Annotated in this window: 12 protein-coding genes; all 12 read right to left on the reverse strand. The window is 38.6% G+C overall.

The genetic code is table 11. The features are described from left to right. Positions 1–31 precede the first annotated feature (31 nt). Positions 32–934, reverse strand: coding sequence for a lysophospholipid acyltransferase family protein (locus QZ548_RS00005; protein WP_039969450.1), 903 nt, complete (start codon positions 932–934; stop codon positions 32–34). A gap of 6 nt (positions 935–940) precedes the next feature. Then, positions 941–1972 carry a UDP-3-O-(3-hydroxymyristoyl)glucosamine N-acyltransferase gene (gene lpxD / locus QZ548_RS00010; protein WP_227720984.1) on the reverse strand — a complete coding sequence of 344 codons (1032 nt, stop codon included), beginning with the start codon at positions 1970–1972 and terminating at the stop codon, positions 941–943. 31 nt (positions 1973–2003) lie between these two features. Beyond that, positions 2004–2534, reverse strand: coding sequence for a hypothetical protein (locus QZ548_RS00015; protein WP_295867141.1), 531 nt, complete (start codon positions 2532–2534; stop codon positions 2004–2006). An 11-nt stretch (positions 2535–2545) separates the two neighbouring features. After that, positions 2546–3517: a hypothetical protein gene (locus tag QZ548_RS00020; protein WP_295823818.1), complete on the reverse strand. Its 972-nt coding sequence runs from the start codon at positions 3515–3517 to the stop codon at positions 2546–2548. A 29-nt stretch (positions 3518–3546) separates the two neighbouring features. After that, positions 3547–4035, reverse strand: a complete 489-nt coding sequence (locus tag QZ548_RS00025) for an OmpH family outer membrane protein (RefSeq protein ID WP_295232335.1) — start codon at positions 4033–4035, stop codon at positions 3547–3549. A 107-nt stretch (positions 4036–4142) separates the two neighbouring features. Further along, positions 4143–6314 (reverse strand): outer membrane protein assembly factor, encoded by a 2172-nt coding sequence (locus QZ548_RS00030; RefSeq protein ID WP_295232338.1) that lies wholly within the window; start codon positions 6312–6314, stop codon positions 4143–4145. 177 nt (positions 6315–6491) lie between these two features. Next, the gene (locus QZ548_RS00035; protein ID WP_295867144.1) at positions 6492–10778 is read right to left on the reverse strand and encodes a translocation/assembly module TamB domain-containing protein; all 4287 of its coding nucleotides are present in this window, start codon (positions 10776–10778) and stop codon (positions 6492–6494) included. A gap of 251 nt (positions 10779–11029) precedes the next feature. Further along, positions 11030–12490 carry a TolC family protein gene (locus QZ548_RS00040; protein ID WP_227720989.1) on the reverse strand — a complete coding sequence of 487 codons (1461 nt, stop codon included), beginning with the start codon at positions 12488–12490 and terminating at the stop codon, positions 11030–11032. Between the two features lie 42 nt (positions 12491–12532). Then, on the reverse strand, positions 12533–13792 hold the full coding sequence (locus QZ548_RS00045; protein ID WP_105090299.1) for an MlaD family protein: 1260 nt from the start codon (positions 13790–13792) through the stop codon (positions 12533–12535). Then, a complete protein-coding gene (locus QZ548_RS00050) occupies positions 13792–14550 on the reverse strand; it encodes an ABC transporter ATP-binding protein (protein ID WP_295233068.1) in 759 nt (252 codons plus the stop codon). Before QZ548_RS00050 ends, QZ548_RS00045 begins: the two co-directional genes overlap by 1 nt. A gap of 20 nt (positions 14551–14570) precedes the next feature. Beyond that, positions 14571–15332, reverse strand: a complete 762-nt coding sequence (locus QZ548_RS00055) for an ABC transporter permease (protein ID WP_039969447.1) — start codon at positions 15330–15332, stop codon at positions 14571–14573. Between the two features lie 31 nt (positions 15333–15363). Then, on the reverse strand, positions 15364–17370 hold the full coding sequence (locus QZ548_RS00060; protein WP_295867150.1) for a SpoIVB peptidase S55 domain-containing protein: 2007 nt from the start codon (positions 17368–17370) through the stop codon (positions 15364–15366). Between the last annotated feature and the right edge of the window lies 1 nt (position 17371).

The raw sequence follows: 17371 nt of genomic DNA on the forward strand, positions 1-17371 counted from the left end.
TAGGCATGTAAAATCTCTTTATATTTATTAACTAGTGAAATACATCTGGAGGTGTTTCAATTTGTTCGCCATAGAAACGACGTGTCCACTTCCAACGATTGTGAAGCCAGAACCAATCTTCAGGATATCGACGAATATAATCTTCAATAAACTCATTTAAAAGAGTTGTGGTAACCGCTATATCACGCTTTTTATCGTCTGTACGTTCCACATAAATTGGTGGATGTACCTCAATCTCATATTTTTCAGAAAACGGACTATAATGTATAGTCACAAAAATGATTGGTACGTCTTGCATACGAGCCAATACAGCTGGACCTGCTGCCGTTAAAGTTTCATAACCAAAGAATGGAACAAGTACACCATCATCACCAGGATCCTGATCCATAATAAGGCCTAAAAAAGCACCTTTTTTAAGTTCATTGATCATTTCTCGTACACCAGTTTTATAGGTTACATGTTGGTGCATGATACGACGATATTCATTGATAAACTTGTCCGCATCACCATTCTGTTTCATTGCCACAGAAATCAACGGATACCCTTCCGAAGCAAGAACACCGCCAAGGAGTTCCCAGTTACCACTGTGAACAGCGGCTAAGATTGCACCTCGACCATTTTCCAAGGCATCATCTAAGTACTCTCGATTAATAAACTCCACCATATCTTTGTATGCGCCATCCTTAATCTCTGGATAGCGTAATACATCAATAATCATGCGACCAAAGCGTGTAGTACTAGCTTTCGCAATACGTCGAGCTTCTTTTGGATCATCTGTAATATTACAGAATAGAATTTGGCCGATTGCTAGGCGCTTGCGTTTAGGCGGCACCGCTAGCCACGCAATTTCACCAAGCAATGTACCAATAGCATATTGCAAACCTTTAGGTAATAAGCAAATAAAGGCACTAAAGATTTTCATAAACCTATACATGGATTATTAGCTCTCCTTAAGCTGTGCTTTCAAAGCGTCAATTTCTTTTTGTAATTGTTTTACAGTTTTCACCATATCTGGCAAACGATTTTCATAAGCAGCCAATTTTAACCATTCTTTATGAGGTCTCATTGGATAGCCTGCCATAATAGAGTTGGATGGTACATTACCTGTAATACCAGTTTTACCAGCAAATTGTACATTATCACCAATCGTAATATGACCAGTACAACCAGTTTGTCCAGCAAAGATAACATGATTACCACATTTAGTACTTCCGGCAATACCAACCTGAGCGATTAGGAAGCAATCTTCACCAATCTCAACATTGTGACCAAGATGAACAAGATTGTCAATCTTCGTACCACGACGTACTAAAGTAGAGCCCATTGTAGCATTGTCGATAGTTGTACAAGAACCAACTTCAACATCATCTTCAAGAATAACATTACCAACTTGTGGTATATGTGTATGTACACCATTTTCTGTAGCAAAACCGAAGCCTTCGCCACCAATTACTGCTTTAGCACGTAATACAACGCGTTTGCCTAAAATACAATTTTCATGAACAATAGCGCCAGCGTAAATATCAGAACCTTCACCAATACGCACATTGTGCCCAATATAAACATATGGACGAATTGTTACATCATCACCAATGACTGCATTATCATTAATAACACAATAGGCACCAATAGCAACATTTTTGCCAATTGTTACATTGTTACCAATAATAGCTGTGCTATGCACTTCTCTAGGAACAACAACAGGTGGATGGAAGAGTTCTAATACTTGTGCAAATGCTGCTTTTGCATTATCGACTACGATTTGTGCCATCGGTGCATCTTTCACTTCAGATTCAACGATCACAGCACCCGCTTGGCATAACGCAATATGTTCAACATATTCACCTACTGCAAAAGTTATGGATTGTTTTACTGCTTGTTCAAAGCTACGTGTTTCAGTAATAACAATAGAGCCATCACCTACAACACGACCGCCTACTAATGTTGCGAGTTCCTGTAAAGTTTTTTCCAAGGTAAACTCCTCCCCCTGTGATAATTCTTAATTATTGTGCACTTTCTTCACTATTAACTGCTGTAGCTTGACCAGATTGTTGAGCATTTTGTTGCGCATCTTGTTGTTCTTGCGCTTTAGCTGCATTTTCAGCTTCCTTAATTTGGTCATCAGAAGCTTTACCCATTTTAGCGATCAAGTCGTCAGTTACATCAGAACCGCCACCTACAACAGCACCTTTTTCAATAACTACATCAAGTTTTTTCTCTTTTACAAGTTCACCAACTTTTTGTTCTTGATATTGACGATATTCTTGAGCTTTTGCATTTGCAAAGGCATTTAATTCTTGATTAGCTTGGTTAAATACATTTTGTTTAGATGCTTCATCAGCAGCGGCGATTTTAGCATCTAGCTCAGCTTTTTTAGCGTTAATTTCTTTAGTAATTTCAATACCTTTTTCAGTACTATTTGCTACTTTCACGCTATCAACGTAACCAACATTATTAGAACCACAACCACCTAAAATAGCCATGGAAGCTACTAAAGATGCACCTAATACTAAAGATTTAATACGTTTATTCATAATATAACTCCTTATTGAACTCGATAGGACGCCTTCACTGCATCAGTAATATCAAGCCCCTTAATATTACCACCATCATCGATGATGACTAAATCCAAATGTTGTTCCTCTGCAATAATTGCTACGCGCATACGAACATCTTCTAAAATGGCTTCATGAAGTGCACTCACTTCAGCTTCTTTATCTGAAAGCTTTTTAGCCCAAGAATCATTCCAATCCTGTGCTACAGGTAAGTTATTATTAGCAATGATCGATTGTGCTTGTTGTTGAACCATAGTATCTCGTTTAGCCGCCAATTCCTTTTGTAAGGATGCAGCATATTGGTTAAGTTCTTCTTGACCTTTTTGTTGCATAGGCGCAAGTTCTGCCTGTACTTTAGCCTTAATAGAGTCTACATCAAGATTCGATGGTTTTCTCTTAGCTAATAATTCCTTTAATCGCTCCTCTTTCTTAGCCTTCTCTGCCATAGCTGCTTGCTTTTGTGCATCATCAATATACACACGAGCATCATAAGCATATAAATCTAATTGGAGATTAACGATTTCAAGATCATATTCATTGGAACTAACCTTTAATTCCGACAAATATTTTTGAGTAAGTTCGTTTCGTTTTGCATTCAATTGCTGATTCAATTCATTTTCTTTTGTTGCAATACGAGTTTGCAATTCCACCGTAAGAGCATCTGACAAGGTTGAATCTAATGCAAGAGATTTCAACTGTTCCTCTTGTGTCTCTGACTTGGCATTTAAAGCTTGTTGTTCTAATTCATATTGACGTTGCAAAAGATCCAATTCATTTTTAGCTTGTTTATAATCCTCATAAGAAGGATTAAATTCTAATACATCATCAATACGTACAACACCTATTGATACCCCATCAGGACTCTGCTGACGATTTGTCACAAATCCATAGGCCCAAACCATAGCACATAATGCAACAACGAGAAATATGGCAAATCCGATATATCGTTTTTTCCCGTTCATTGTCGTTCTCCCTTACATAGAACTACAGTTTATTTTTTTGCATCAGTAGCTAGTTTTTTTAATACTTGATCTGTAATATCAACGCCACCGTATAGTACTGTGTCTTTAGTCATAACAACGCTAAGACCTTTAGCGTCGCCCACTGCTTTTGCAGCTTCCATAGCTTTATCTTGAACAGATTTAGCAATTTCTTGATCTTTTTTTGCTAAGTTTTGACGTGCTTCTTCAGCGAGCTTTTGTTTAGTCGCATCATCTTGTGCTGCATCAATTTTAGCTTGTGTTTCTTGTTGTAATTGGCTTTGATAGCTCATGTATTCCTGAGCTGCAGAGATATAAATTGGATTATCTTGAGACATCATACGAGATGTATCGATAACACCAATTGTACTATTACCACTATTACCGCTTGGTGTAGCCATTTGTGTATACGCTAATGCGCCAATACCAATAATAAAAATAGCAGCAATGACGATGGAAAAGATTTTCACATTCGCCTTGTTGTTCATCATTCGCATCATAATAGAGTGCCCTCATTTCTTTAAATTACTGCATCAAAGGATGCCATATAGAGATATTGGTGAAAGCCTCTTTAGAAAAGAGGCCTCCACCATATACATTTACTATATTAGAATTGTGTGCCGAAGCTGAAGTGGAATTTATTTTTATGTTTACCCACGCCATAATCAAGTTTAACTGGGCCAATTGGTGTAGTAATACGAACACCAGCACCAACGCCATAGTTAAATGTTTTCTTGCTGTTGTACCAAGATACATTTGGTGCATCCCATGCATCACCGATATCAGTGAACAATACACCACTAACCTTTTTAACGATTGGGAAGCGGAATTCCAATGTAGCATTGTACATATACTTGCCACGGAATTGATCATCTTCGTAACCACGTAAGGAGTCTGCACCACCCAATGTGAACAATTGGCTATAAGGAGCATCACCTTGGATAAAACCACCACGCGCGCGGAATGCCAATACATTCTTAGCACCTAGTTTTTTATACATACGTGCTTCAGCTGTGAATTTGTAGAAGTCGAAGTCACCGCCTAAGCCATGACCAGCCCATTGTGCTGTATAAGAAATACGACGACCACGTGTAGGTTCATAAATATTATCACGGGAATCGTATACCTTTTGCCATGTAATGGAATTGATACGGCCAAAGTTTTTATCTACATATTTATCATTTGCAAAGTTGTAGGAACCATTATTCCAATTTTTACCTTTGCCCGCATTTTTATCATAACGGAAGCCGGAGCTGTCATCATCATCCCATTTATAAGAATCTTTACGGGATTCAAGAGTTAAGTAATCACGAGTATATTCCCCTGTTTGACGACCGAAGGAAATATTGAAACCACGAGATTTCTTGTTATATTCAGCTACTTCATTACCATCTTCGTTGTAATCAGTGTATTCATCTTCACGGTTGAAGAAGGAGAAGCCCAAGGATGTACCTTTGCTATCAATCCAAGGTTTCAAGTAAGAGATTTGGTAGTTTTTGTATTTTTTCTTACCACCGATTTCCCAGTGAACTTTGAATTTATCACCAGTACCGCGGAAGTTATCTTCACCAAATTCAATGATACCCATCAAACCATCAGATTTAGAGTAACCAGCACCTAATGTAATAGTACCTGTTTTATGTTCCAAAACATCGATTTCAATGATTACATTGTTAGGGTCTTGATCACCTGGCAACATGCGAACATTTACATCATCAAAGAAGCCTAGGTTGTATACGCGTTCTACAGAACGGCGTACCAAGAATTTATTGAAAGGTTTACCTTTCTTTTGAACGAATTCGCGAGTAATAACTTTATCGCGAGTTTTCTTGTTACCAGCAGGAATGATATCTTCAACAATACCTTCTACGATATGAACATGAAGCACGCCTTGGTCATCTACGCGAATACCATCAACGTGTGCCAACATGTAGCCATCACGAGCGTATGCTGCGTTGATACCTTGAACCTTTTGGCCTACGTATACAGAGTTAAGAACTTGACCTGGTTGAAGATCCATGAATTTAGTCAATACTTCAGAAGTATAAACTGTATTACCTTCGAATGCCACGCCAGTAGTAATCGGATTTACTGTAACAGCAAAGTCCAATTTAACGCCTTCAGGTACTGTTGTAAATACAGGGTTTACTTCAGAGAAGTAACCAGTATTACCAAGGTTAGTTACGTCTTTAAATACGCCATCAACAGATACAGCATCGCCGATTTTTTCTGTCAAGATAGGCAATAATTGTGCTTGTTGTTCAGCTGTTACACCAGAAATAGATAAACCAGTAATCAATTTACCTACATATGGATTAATAGACTCAGCATTAGCAGATGTAACATATTGAGCTTCTACAGTTGTAACAGCTTGAGTTTGGCCATTTTCAGCAGCCTTATCGAGGTCAGTACCACCAGTAGTTTTAGACACCATTTTTACTTGTTTGTCATCTGTTTTCAAAGCAGCATTATTAACTGTAACAGTTCCGTCAGAACCTCTAACTACAGTACCATCGCTAGATACAGTTGTATCACCACGAGCTGCTAAGATAGCTGCATCAGTTTCATCTTGTGTTGTTGCAGGTGTAGCTGCATCAGCATTGTAAACAGCTTGAGTAGTAGTAGCATCATTAGTAGTTGCTGCACTAGTTGTTGTTGTGTTATTTAAATCTGGAGTATAGCCAGCTTGTACCTCTGCAGCAAATACACTGCCTGTCCCCATGACAGCAGTCAACACGGATGCTGCAAGCATACTTTTATAGGCTTTTGGTTTAAACATAAATTCCTCCTAGAACTCATCCCCATAAAAAGTTTACATCTTGTTTTATAAAGACTAATAAATCTTTATTATTATAGCATAAAATACTGGGAATGAGTACTATATTAAACAAATTTTATGAAATTAATATGACTAGAATGTGCATACCCATGGGATTTGCACACTCTAGCCATAAACTTAGAAGCTTCTTGTCCAACGACCACCTAAATAATTGTTTCCTTGCGATGTACGCCATGCAGTGAACTTGAGGTTTCGTTTTACAGAATACTCAACACCATATTTATTTTGTTTATTATTGATACCTTGAGAATAAGTAAGCATTACCTTTGGCACAATATACTTGCCAATTTCAATGTTGTAATTACCTGCTGTTGCCCTATTAGTTGGTTCATCAGGATCAATGGAACCTGTCGTAATATTAATCCGATCTAAACCTAATGTATTTTGCAATGCATCTTGCACATAGCCAAAGGCAAACATTTGTAAACCTGCTGTAGCAACAGCATTCACATCATCATTTGTCAATGTACTACTATTTGAATCTGCACCACGACCAAAGGTTAACATGGAAATAATTTGCTTTCTAGACAAACTAGGATTAGACGACAAAGTAAGATCCATATGGTCTACAGTCCCTTTTACACCAAGCATAATATTGTAGTTGCTTACATTCGTTTCAGCCTCTAATTGTAAGTTTGGTAAATAGGAACCACCTACAAAGTGTGCATTCCCCTTCGTAATATTAAATACATGACTTAAGTATTTGAACGTACCAGATTTAACATCGAACTGGCCACTAGCAGTTGGGTTTTGTAATGTGCCACCGAAATGAACATCACCACCGATAAACATGTTATATAGAGTTCGATCATATAAGCGTACGCCCTTGCCAGCATGAATATTAACATCTACACCCATGTTGGTGCTACTTTCACTAGACTGCAAGGAAAGAGGAATCTTAAATTGGATGTTTTCTAGGTCCAAATTACCTATCAAGGTAGGTAATCCATCACGTTCCGCAATGTAAAGTTCACCATTTAATGGGCCTCTCACATATTCGCTACGAACATCGAGTCCATCAAGTTGAACGGCAGCCTTATAGTTGGTAAGCTCATGACCAGACCAATTTACCTTAGCAGCTAAACCAGCACTACCTTTCCCCATATTGATACGAGATTGGAAATCCCCTTGTTGTCCAGAGAAGATTAAATCTCCGTCAATACCAGTAATTTCATTATCTACATTGGCCAATTTCATAGTACCATTACGTACAGATACTGTGCCGTATGCCTCAGGTTGGTCTATAGTCCCTGTAAGCCTAATTGCACCCTTTAACGGCCCCGTTGCATCTTTAACACTAGTAGTAACAAGAGGAATAACAGCCATATCTGCTTCGTTAAAGTCAATTGTTACATCCATAGATTTAGCATCACTAGCTTCTAAATAACCAGATGTATAAAGAGCCGCCAATGGAATTTTACCATAAATACTGAGCTTATAGCCTCCTTTAGCGCCTTGAATACGTTGGATTTGAATGACATGATCTTGCATTGTAGCCAACGCAAAGCCTTCATCAATACCAATTCCATTGAACGAACCGGACTCTACTGCACCAGATAATTCCACCTTAGGATTTTTAGTTTCTCCAGTAACATTCACAACACCTGTTACCCAGCCTGTTGCTTGAATATCCTTACCTACAAGTGGTAAGAATGGCACTATGTCGACATCCTTTAAGGCTACTTGTAAATCAGCTTGCCCATCGAGATCCAAAGTACCACCCATAGCAATGAGGCCCTCACCAACAGGTAGTTTTAAAGTGGTAATTTTAAACTTACGATTAGCTAGGCTAGCATCAATTGTTGCATCCCCTACTACCTTATCATCAATGCTAACATCGTTAATTTTACCATTTACAATAACACTTGGATTGTCCTTCGTACCTCCAATTTCAACAGAGCCATTTAATTGACCATCGAGGTGCTCATCAGCTCGATCTAATAAAGCCAATAAGTTCTTTACACTACCATTGGTAACATCTAAAACACCAAATAACTGTTTACTATCATCGAGCTTCATGCCACCTTTGGCAACATAACGACCACCATTTGATTCAGCAAACGAAAAATCTTGTACATTTACGACGGATTTATCTGCATACACGTGGCCATGAATATCAGTCAATAATTGCCCATTTATAGATAAAGCATCAGATAAAATGTAACCATTAAACTGAGGGTTATCCATAGAACCTGTTATAGTACCACGGCCTGCTAGTAAACCATCCACCTTATAGTCGGTATTGATGAGCAATCTCCCCATATCGATTTTCTTACCTTCAAAATCAATATTAATAGCCTCTTTTGATACAGTACCGCCACCGGTAATAGTCGCACCATAACCTTCAATATCAAAGCGATAAAATTCTAATCTTTCATTTTTATAGTTATACTTTGCAAAAGCGTTAGTTATAAGTTTGCCATATGCAGACCCATCCCATAAATGAGCTCGGCCTTCTACAATAGGATTGGCTACAGTCCCAGTTATATGGTTATCAGTTTCAAACCATCCTGTAATAGGAATATCGGTTACAGGACGAATTAGATTTTCAATACGTACAGCACGAGCTTTAGCATTTAAATCTAGGGCGTCAGTATTGATATTATACCAACCGGTAATATCATAGCCACCACTACCGTCACCAATATGACCATTTGTAATTGTTAGAACATGATTGTCTAAAGTAATATCACTATGAATATCATTAAAATGAGCACCCTTATAGAGAACCTCTTGCCCCCATACAGTACCAGTCACATTAGGATTATCTAAGGCGCCTTTTACATTAATAGATGTGCTAACAGTACCAGCAACATCGTCACCTATGATTGAACTAAGTGATGTTAACGGTAACGCATTACCAGAAATTGTGGCATCCACTTGACCATTTTGAATAGAACCATATCCACTAAAGGATCCAGTTCCCATATTTCCAACCATAGTTATATTGGTAAGATTGTCACTATGGGTTAGATCCGCTTTTACAGAATCCAACACTATACCACGGACCCCAATCTGATGGCCCTGAACAGCACCTACAAGATCTGTAACTTGATTATTCTTACCCAAAACGTGGATTTCTCCATCAATAGTTCCCGTAATAGGCATCGTCAAATCTTGTGTAAAAGCATCTAACGATAAGGCATGAACATCAGCAATAGCGTCAAAATCACCTGTATCTACGACGTATTGACCTTTAACTTTAGCATTACCAGCGCCAATAGACAATTGAGCATCATCGATACGAACTAATCCATTATCGTATACTACATTTCCCTGTACGCGATCCACATGGTACCCTTTATAAGAAATACCATCACTGCCTATGGTTGCATCCACCCGCGGCGCTACAGTAGTGCCTCCAATATGAGCACGACCACCGACAATACCAGTAACCCCCACATCTGTAATGGCTTCTAGATTTACCTTATCTGCTACAACATTAAGATTAAGATATTCTTCGTCTTTCCCCAAGGTAACGAGACCATTAAGCTTAGCTGCTTGATCATTGATACGCCAAGAGCTGTGGCTAATAACAATTTGGTCATGATTGAGCATAATACGACCTTCACCATCAGTAATGGTATACATCGTATTGCCCCGCTTATAAGTGCCTGTTAAACCTTTAAAGCCTACATTACCACTCATAATATATTGTCCATCTTCACTTTTAACATTGAGATGTAAATCTTGTAATTTCCCCTTCGTAACAACAAGATCTTTGCGCAACGGAATAAAGCTCATAATACCAGCAGTATCAATTTCATCGGCTTGTACAAAGACATCGAAATTAGATACATCGTCCATATCTATTTTGCCATTTACAAGGACAGATGAACCATCTACATCAGCTGTAAATGCCCCTTTGGACATACCACTCATATTAAGAGCAACGGTGCCATCAAGGTTTTCAACATTGCGTTTAACGCCATCTTTAGTGCGCAGCGCTACATGGCCATTATTAATGGTAATATCACCATCAAAACTACCCGATTTATTCGGATCAGATGGTTTAACTAACTTTTCTATACTCCAAGACCCATCGTTCAATTGCCATATGTGAAGATCAGGTGCATCCACGGTAACATTGGATATAGCTGTCGCCCCTGATGTGTTACCCCCAATTATACTTGGTAATGCAGATAGTTTAACCCCAACAGCTACATCTTGTGCCGTCCCTACTAAGTGACCATCCCGATCTTTAATCACCACATCAGATAAAACTACATCACCATTCCAATTGATACGAAGAGAATCATAGTCCACAGATCCGTTTATGGTATTATTTACTTGTTCTTTAACCATAGGTGCTACATAGGTCTTAGCTATAGGGTTTATACTAACACCAACTGCAGAAAATCCTAAAATTGCAGCCCCTATGAGACACCACTTTTTACGGGTCATAATGATCTCCCATACACATTATGAATAAAATAAATATATATACTAATCTTACCACACACACAGTAATAACTATAGTATTTTAAGGGTAAATTTTATAAAACTAATATAATTTTTTGCTAATCATTTTCTACAATAACTACATAGAGAATCCGTTTAACTATTACCTTAACAAAGAAATAAGAATATATGATGAATCTATGTATATCAAATATTTCACATAAAAAAAGACGACCCAAGTCGTCTTTTTTATGTTATTGATTGCCACCAAGTTGTGCTAATTGTTCAGCTGCACCACTGTTTGCAATAATTTCTGCGCCTTGTCCAACTGGAGTATTCAATGGAACACCTGTCAATTGTTCAAGAGCTGCAATGCTAATATTGTAATTGTAAAGAGCTTGTACATAGTTATTACGAGCATCTGTTAATTTAGTTTCCGCATCGAGTACATCAAGGTTTGTACCAACCCCCGCACGATAGCGAAGTGTAGCAATACGGAAGCTTTCTTGACCTTGAGCAACTGCAGTTTGAGTGCTTTGAATTGTTTGCTCTGCAGAACGCAAGTTCAAGTATGCTTTTTGTACTGCTAATAATACAGCATCAACAGTAGCTAAATTAGCCTCTTTCGCTTGTTCAAGTTGTGCATTTGCTTTTTTAATTGCATTTTGTGTTGCACCACCATCCCATAAGCTCCAAGATGCAATAGCACCTACACTCCAGGATTTTGTGCTTGTTCCGAAGTAACCATCTGGATCGGCGTAACCACGACCAGCTTTTACAGCTACCGTTGGCAAGTAGCCAGATTTAGCAGATTTTACAGCCTCTTCTGCAGATTTTACATCAAGAGCAGATTTTACAAGGGCGGAACGATGAAGTAGAGCATACGCCTTAGCTTGTTCCAATGTAACATTGTAAGGTTTATATTGTAAGTCATGTTCTGCTGTATTAATAGCTGTTTGTACAGGATATGCAATGACTTGATTCAAGCTAGCCTCTGCTAAATTTGCAGAATTTTGTGCTTTTACAAGATTTGTTTCAGAATCAGCAAGATTTGTTTTAGCAGCCAATACATCAGAACTTGCTACCAAACCAACATTATATTGAGCTTGCACATTTGTTACATGACCTTGGTAATCTTTAACAGCTTGTTGAGCCACATCAACAAGATTACGATTCATGATCAATGTATAGTAGCCACTAATAGCATCATATTTTGCTTGTTGCAATGCTTCTTCATAGCTAGCGCCAGTGCCTTCACGAGTATAACGTGCAGAATCAATACTTGCATCGAGTTGAGGATTAAATACAGGAGCACTAATGGAGAAGTTATGACTACCAGATTTACCACGGCCAGTGTCACCGCCTGTTTTTTGAGCAGACCAACCATAGCTTACACTAGGGTTCTTGCCTGCTGCTACTTGGCTCACTGCAGATTTAGCAGCTTCATAGCCCCATTTAGTTTGTTTTGCTGTACGGTTATTCGCCAACGCCAACTCTATGGTACGAGTCTCATCGAGGTCCAATTTGCTCTCATATGTTTTACTATCTTGAACAGATTTTTCGGCTAATTGCTTTTGTGTTAATTGAATCGCTTCTTTTTGATATTTGCTTAATTGGTCTCCATTATTAACGGAAGTTGTAACTACATCAGCAGCCATTGCACCTGTAGTAGCTAAGGAGAGCATTACACCTAAGGATAAAACCTTTTTATTCATAATATGTACCTCCATACTCACCTAAAGTGAATGTATTAGTCTTTAAAATACTTGTTTGATACCAAAGTAGGTACCACCATTCGTGGAACCGAACGGTCTGGTCATTTGAATAACCCCATAAGTATCTTTATGTAAACGTATATCACTACGAATACGATATTTGCGATTGTTAAGGTCATATACCGCTGCGGATAATGAAACTGGACCACGTAAATTATAGTCAACGCCAAGTCCTAATTCACTTTCAAAAATACCGCCCCGTACTAGCCATTTAGAGCTAATGAATCGACCTGCATTTAAATCGAATTTAGTGCCATCGCCGATATTGGAAAGGCCAAGCTCAGCCATACCTTTATCATTATAAGCACGAACACGACCATTGATGCGGAATTCATCATCTGTTGTGTTATATAACAAATCTACAGAAGGCTCAACTTTAGTAGATGACTTTTTTTCAACATTATTTCCATCTACTACATTTCCACTTGCATCAGTTTGATATGCTTTACCACCCATCAATTTGTTGATGCGAGCTGAAATCTGTGCCGTATTATGTAATGTTTCCTTAATATTTTCCTGTGCTTTAGGATCAGTTACAGTAGACTCCATAGAACGAGCCATATTATCTACACGATCCGTAGTTTGTTTTAAGTTAGTCAAAATAGCACGCATATCATTGCCTGCATTACCATCTGCATTAAATTGTTGAGCAGCTTGATTTAGCTGTGCCGTTACATCAGCCATATTTTGTGTAATCGCTACAGCATTATCAGCCATCGTCGCAGTAGATTGCAAGGAATGTTTAAGTGCATTTTGCGTTGCTGGATCACCAATAATATTATTGATAGATTGCAACATTTTTTCGGTGCCATCCATTAACTTTTGAGCACTTTGCATCGCTTTATCCATAGCATCTGCACCTTCGCCCTTAACAGAGTCACCATCTTGTAAAAACACCTTAGATTGACCTGGTGAAATTTGAATAAATTTATCACCTAAAAAACCATCTGATCCCAATGTGAACGTAGAATCACTTGGAATTTGTGTTTTTTCATCAAGCTTCATTTTTACTACAACACCATGCGGAGTAATCTCGATATCAGAGACATTACCGATGGCCACACCTGAATATTTAACTTGATTGCCATTTTTTAGGCCATTAACTTGAGCAAAATCGCCAGTAATCGTCATTTGTGGCTTAGCCCATATATCAATGCGACCTACAAAAAGTATTCCCGCAATAAATAGAGCTATACCTATTATTGTGAAAGCCCCTACCTTGGCCTCCGTCGTCCACTTCATTACACATCTCCCATCGCAGATACATTAATTGGTTCTGCTTCACCATGAATAAACTGTTGTACCTTTTTATTTGTAGAATTCTTAAAGTCTATTGTATCAGAAATTTCCACAAATTTCCCCTTATCAAGTAAAGCTATGCGATTTGCCACGTAAAACGCGGATTGCATATCATGTGTTACTACAATAGAAGTACAACCAAGCCGTTGTTGCATCCCCTTAATTAGCATACTAATCGTACCAGATGTAATAGGATCCAAGCCGGATGAAGGTTCATCATAGAGGATTAAGCTTGGGTCTAGCGCTATGGCGCGAGCTAAGCTAACGCGCTTTTTCATACCGCCTGACAATTCGTTAGGCATATAGGATTCATACCCTTTCAAACCGACCCAATCTAGTCGCTCTGCTACAATGCGTCGTATCTCATCGTCGCCTAAGTCCGTATGTTGACGTAAGCCAAAGGCCACGTTTTCGCCTACCGACATAGAATCAAATAGAGCAGAGTATTGGAATACCATCCCCATTTTTCTTCGTACTGTATTAAATTCATCTTCAGATAATGTTGTAATATCTGTGCCATCTACAATAATCTGTCCCGATGTAGGGCGCTGCAAGCCAATTAATAATCGAAGCAATGTACTTTTACCACTGCCACTACCACCTAATATAACCAACGTCTCCCCATCATTGATAGTAAGATTAATGGAGTCTAAAATCACACGTGACTCATAGGCAACTACAACATCGCGTAGTTCTATCATAAATCCCTCTAGCGTATCTACTAATATAACAAGGTAGATAAAAAGTAATTTAATACAAATACTAAAATAATACTAGTTACTACAGAACTAGTTGTGGAAAAGCCTACGGCTTCTGCGCCCATTTTAGTTTCCATCCCCTTATAGGAGCCTACCAATGCAATAACAGCACCAAACACACTGGACTTAACTAAGCCTAATGTGAAGTCTGAAATAGTAGAAAACATTTGAATAGAATCTAAATAGGTACTTGGCGCTAAACCCTTAATTGCAGTAGCCACAAAGTAACCACCTGCAATGCCAATTACTACACCATAAAACGCCAATATAGGCACCATAATCATACATGCTACTACACGAGGTACCACAAGATAACCAATAGGATCGACAGCCATAACACGAAGCGCATCGATTTGTTCGGTTACCTTCATTGTACCAATTTCAGCCGTGATGGCAGCGCCAACACGGCCAGCTAGTACTACCCCTACTAAGATGGGACCTAATTCACGTCCCATAGCAACAGCCATAAGACCACCTACAGTGCTTTGTGCACCATATGTAATCAATACATCTGTAATCTGTAAGGTCATAACTGCACCAGCAAAGAGTAACGTTAAACTGATAATCGGCAACGAATCTACGCCTAAGTGAGCCATCTGCTGAAACACATGCCACAGATTAATCATTTTCAGTTGTCTAATTGTGTGCCACACCAATAATGTAGCACTCCCCATCTGTGATAGGCCGTTCATTACAGCTCGTCCTATCGATTCTAGCCAATTCAACAGTTTAGCCCTTTCCCCTTACATTTTCAGCTTATTCAGCTGCATTAGTATCATTTACTTTAGATTCATCCTTTTTATCAGGTGTTTTTTGGTCTTGTTTATCAGATTTTTTCACATCTTGTTTATCAGACTTTATCACATCTTTTTTACTGGATTTATCCTTTTTGGATTGGTCTTCCAATTCTAATTTATGTTCCATCTTGCTTTGATTTTTAACTTCTTTTACGCGTTTAGCTAATGCTTTATCGCGATCGGCTGGTTTCATAACATGAATTGTAAATTGACCATCACCTTGAACGATGTATTCCGTATCAATAGCAGTTTTTTCTATTTGATTATCATCGTCCTTACTAGAACTCAAATCTTCTTGACCTGTTTTTTTCTTTACATCCCCTGGCATAGGTTTTGATTCCACATCTTTAAGTTTAGCTTTTTTAACAGATTGGGAACCATCTTCATCAACAAGACTAATGCCATCTTCTAAAAACTCTACAACGATTTGATTATTTGTATCAGTCTTTTGAATTTCATCATAAAGTTCATTAAAATCTTTATGAACTTTTAAGCGACGTAAAATTTCATCAGTTAAATTATATTTTTGCTTTTCTAATACATAAGGTAATGGGATTTCACCGCCCCCACGCACCTCTAAGGTATACTTGCCAACAGCTTGATCCTCAGGAACCTTAAAGAAGATTTGTTTAACGACCTTCTCACCGCGGAACGGCTCCAACGTTACATCTACAACGATTGTATCACCAGGGGAAACAATGGTTGAAGATGCAGAGGCATCAACAAGCTTAGCTGTTTTCTTATCTTGTGTCACCTCAGTTTCTACAGAGATGTCAGAAATTTCATAATTAATGAATCGGTTATTCATAAGAACGTCGATAACATTATAGAACTCATCAACAGCCTTCTCAGAGATAGAGTCAGAGCTATAGAACATATTAGTTCGCGTCAACGGTTTATGCTCTTTACCTCTTGGTGTGATTGTATAAGAAATGGTAGCCGTACCAGCGCCACTACGATCCAACGTTTTATTCAACATGTTATATAGAGATGTAGCCGCTAAAGTCGGTGTCATCTCACTATCTTCAATAACCTTAACAGAGCTAGTTTTATCACGCCCCATATCAAGGTCTTTCAAATGGAATCGCATAGGGATCCCTGGAGAAATCACACCAGAAACACCTGCAATACCAGCACCTCTATCTTCAGTTACAGAGCCAACTTCCTTGCCCATAGAGCCCAATTTGAAAGCAGCATCATAACTTTTAACTACTGTAAAGATGCTTGCATTATGCATGAAGTAGTTTGAGGAGCCATGTTTTAAGAATGGATGACCAAAGGCAACAATCTTTTCCCCATCTACATAGGTAACAGTACCAATGGCCCCCAGTTTTAGGTCACCATCAACTAGTAATGCTGCTACAGAACCACCGGCTTCTAGAGGTTTAGCAATTTCATCACCACTAGCACTAGCCGTATCATATGTTTCATATTTATATTGTGGCAACTTGGATTTGAAGTAATCCATGGATGCTGCATCAAAGCCATAAGCCATAAGTGGCGTGCCAAGAGGGATCAATTGTTTATCATCCCATGGTTTGGATAAGTTCTTCTCATATGGAATATTCCATAATTTCACCATATCCTCGATAGGGGTAATCATCCCAATCGTACCATCTGCAAAGCCCCAGCCATAAGCAACAGCACCAACGAGCTTACCATTTATATATACAGGACTACCACTCATGCCATGAGCGATGCCGCCTGTTTTTTCCATAACAGGACCAGAGAACTTCGCTAAAATAAGATGACCAGATGGTCCCTTATCCTTCATGACACCAAGTACCTTTACATCAAAGGTAGAAATGGTATCTCCTACAATTACAGTTTTTGCAATGCCTTCCATACCTGTAGTTACATCATTGACAGGCATGAAATCAACAGCCTGTGCAGCTGTAAGTGAAGTACAGAAGAAAAGCGCCAGTATCGCTTTTCTATACCGACGCCAAGAATGAGAAAACTTCATT

The sequence above is a fragment of the uncultured Veillonella sp. genome (assembly GCF_915069625.1).
In the GTDB taxonomy this organism is placed as follows: Bacteria; Bacillota; Negativicutes; order Veillonellales; family Veillonellaceae; genus Veillonella.

Coding starts and splice junctions, on each gene's coding strand:
- QZ548_RS00005 (WP_039969450.1), bottom strand. CDS start 934: ATGTATAGGTTTATGAAAATCTTTAGTGCCTTTATTTGCTTATTACCT.
- QZ548_RS00015 (WP_295867141.1), bottom strand. CDS start 2,534: ATGAATAAACGTATTAAATCTTTAGTATTAGGTGCATCTTTAGTAGCT.
- QZ548_RS00020 (WP_295823818.1), bottom strand. CDS start 3,517: ATGAACGGGAAAAAACGATATATCGGATTTGCCATATTTCTCGTTGTT.
- QZ548_RS00025 (WP_295232335.1), bottom strand. CDS start 4,035: ATGATGCGAATGATGAACAACAAGGCGAATGTGAAAATCTTTTCCATC.
- QZ548_RS00030 (WP_295232338.1), bottom strand. CDS start 6,314: ATGTTTAAACCAAAAGCCTATAAAAGTATGCTTGCAGCATCCGTGTTG.
- QZ548_RS00035 (WP_295867144.1), bottom strand. CDS start 10,778: ATGACCCGTAAAAAGTGGTGTCTCATAGGGGCTGCAATTTTAGGATTT.
- QZ548_RS00040 (WP_227720989.1), bottom strand. CDS start 12,490: ATGAATAAAAAGGTTTTATCCTTAGGTGTAATGCTCTCCTTAGCTACT.
- QZ548_RS00045 (WP_105090299.1), bottom strand. CDS start 13,792: ATGAAGTGGACGACGGAGGCCAAGGTAGGGGCTTTCACAATAATAGGT.
- QZ548_RS00050 (WP_295233068.1), bottom strand. CDS start 14,550: ATGATAGAACTACGCGATGTTGTAGTTGCCTATGAGTCACGTGTGATT.
- QZ548_RS00060 (WP_295867150.1), bottom strand. CDS start 17,370: ATGAAGTTTTCTCATTCTTGGCGTCGGTATAGAAAAGCGATACTGGCG.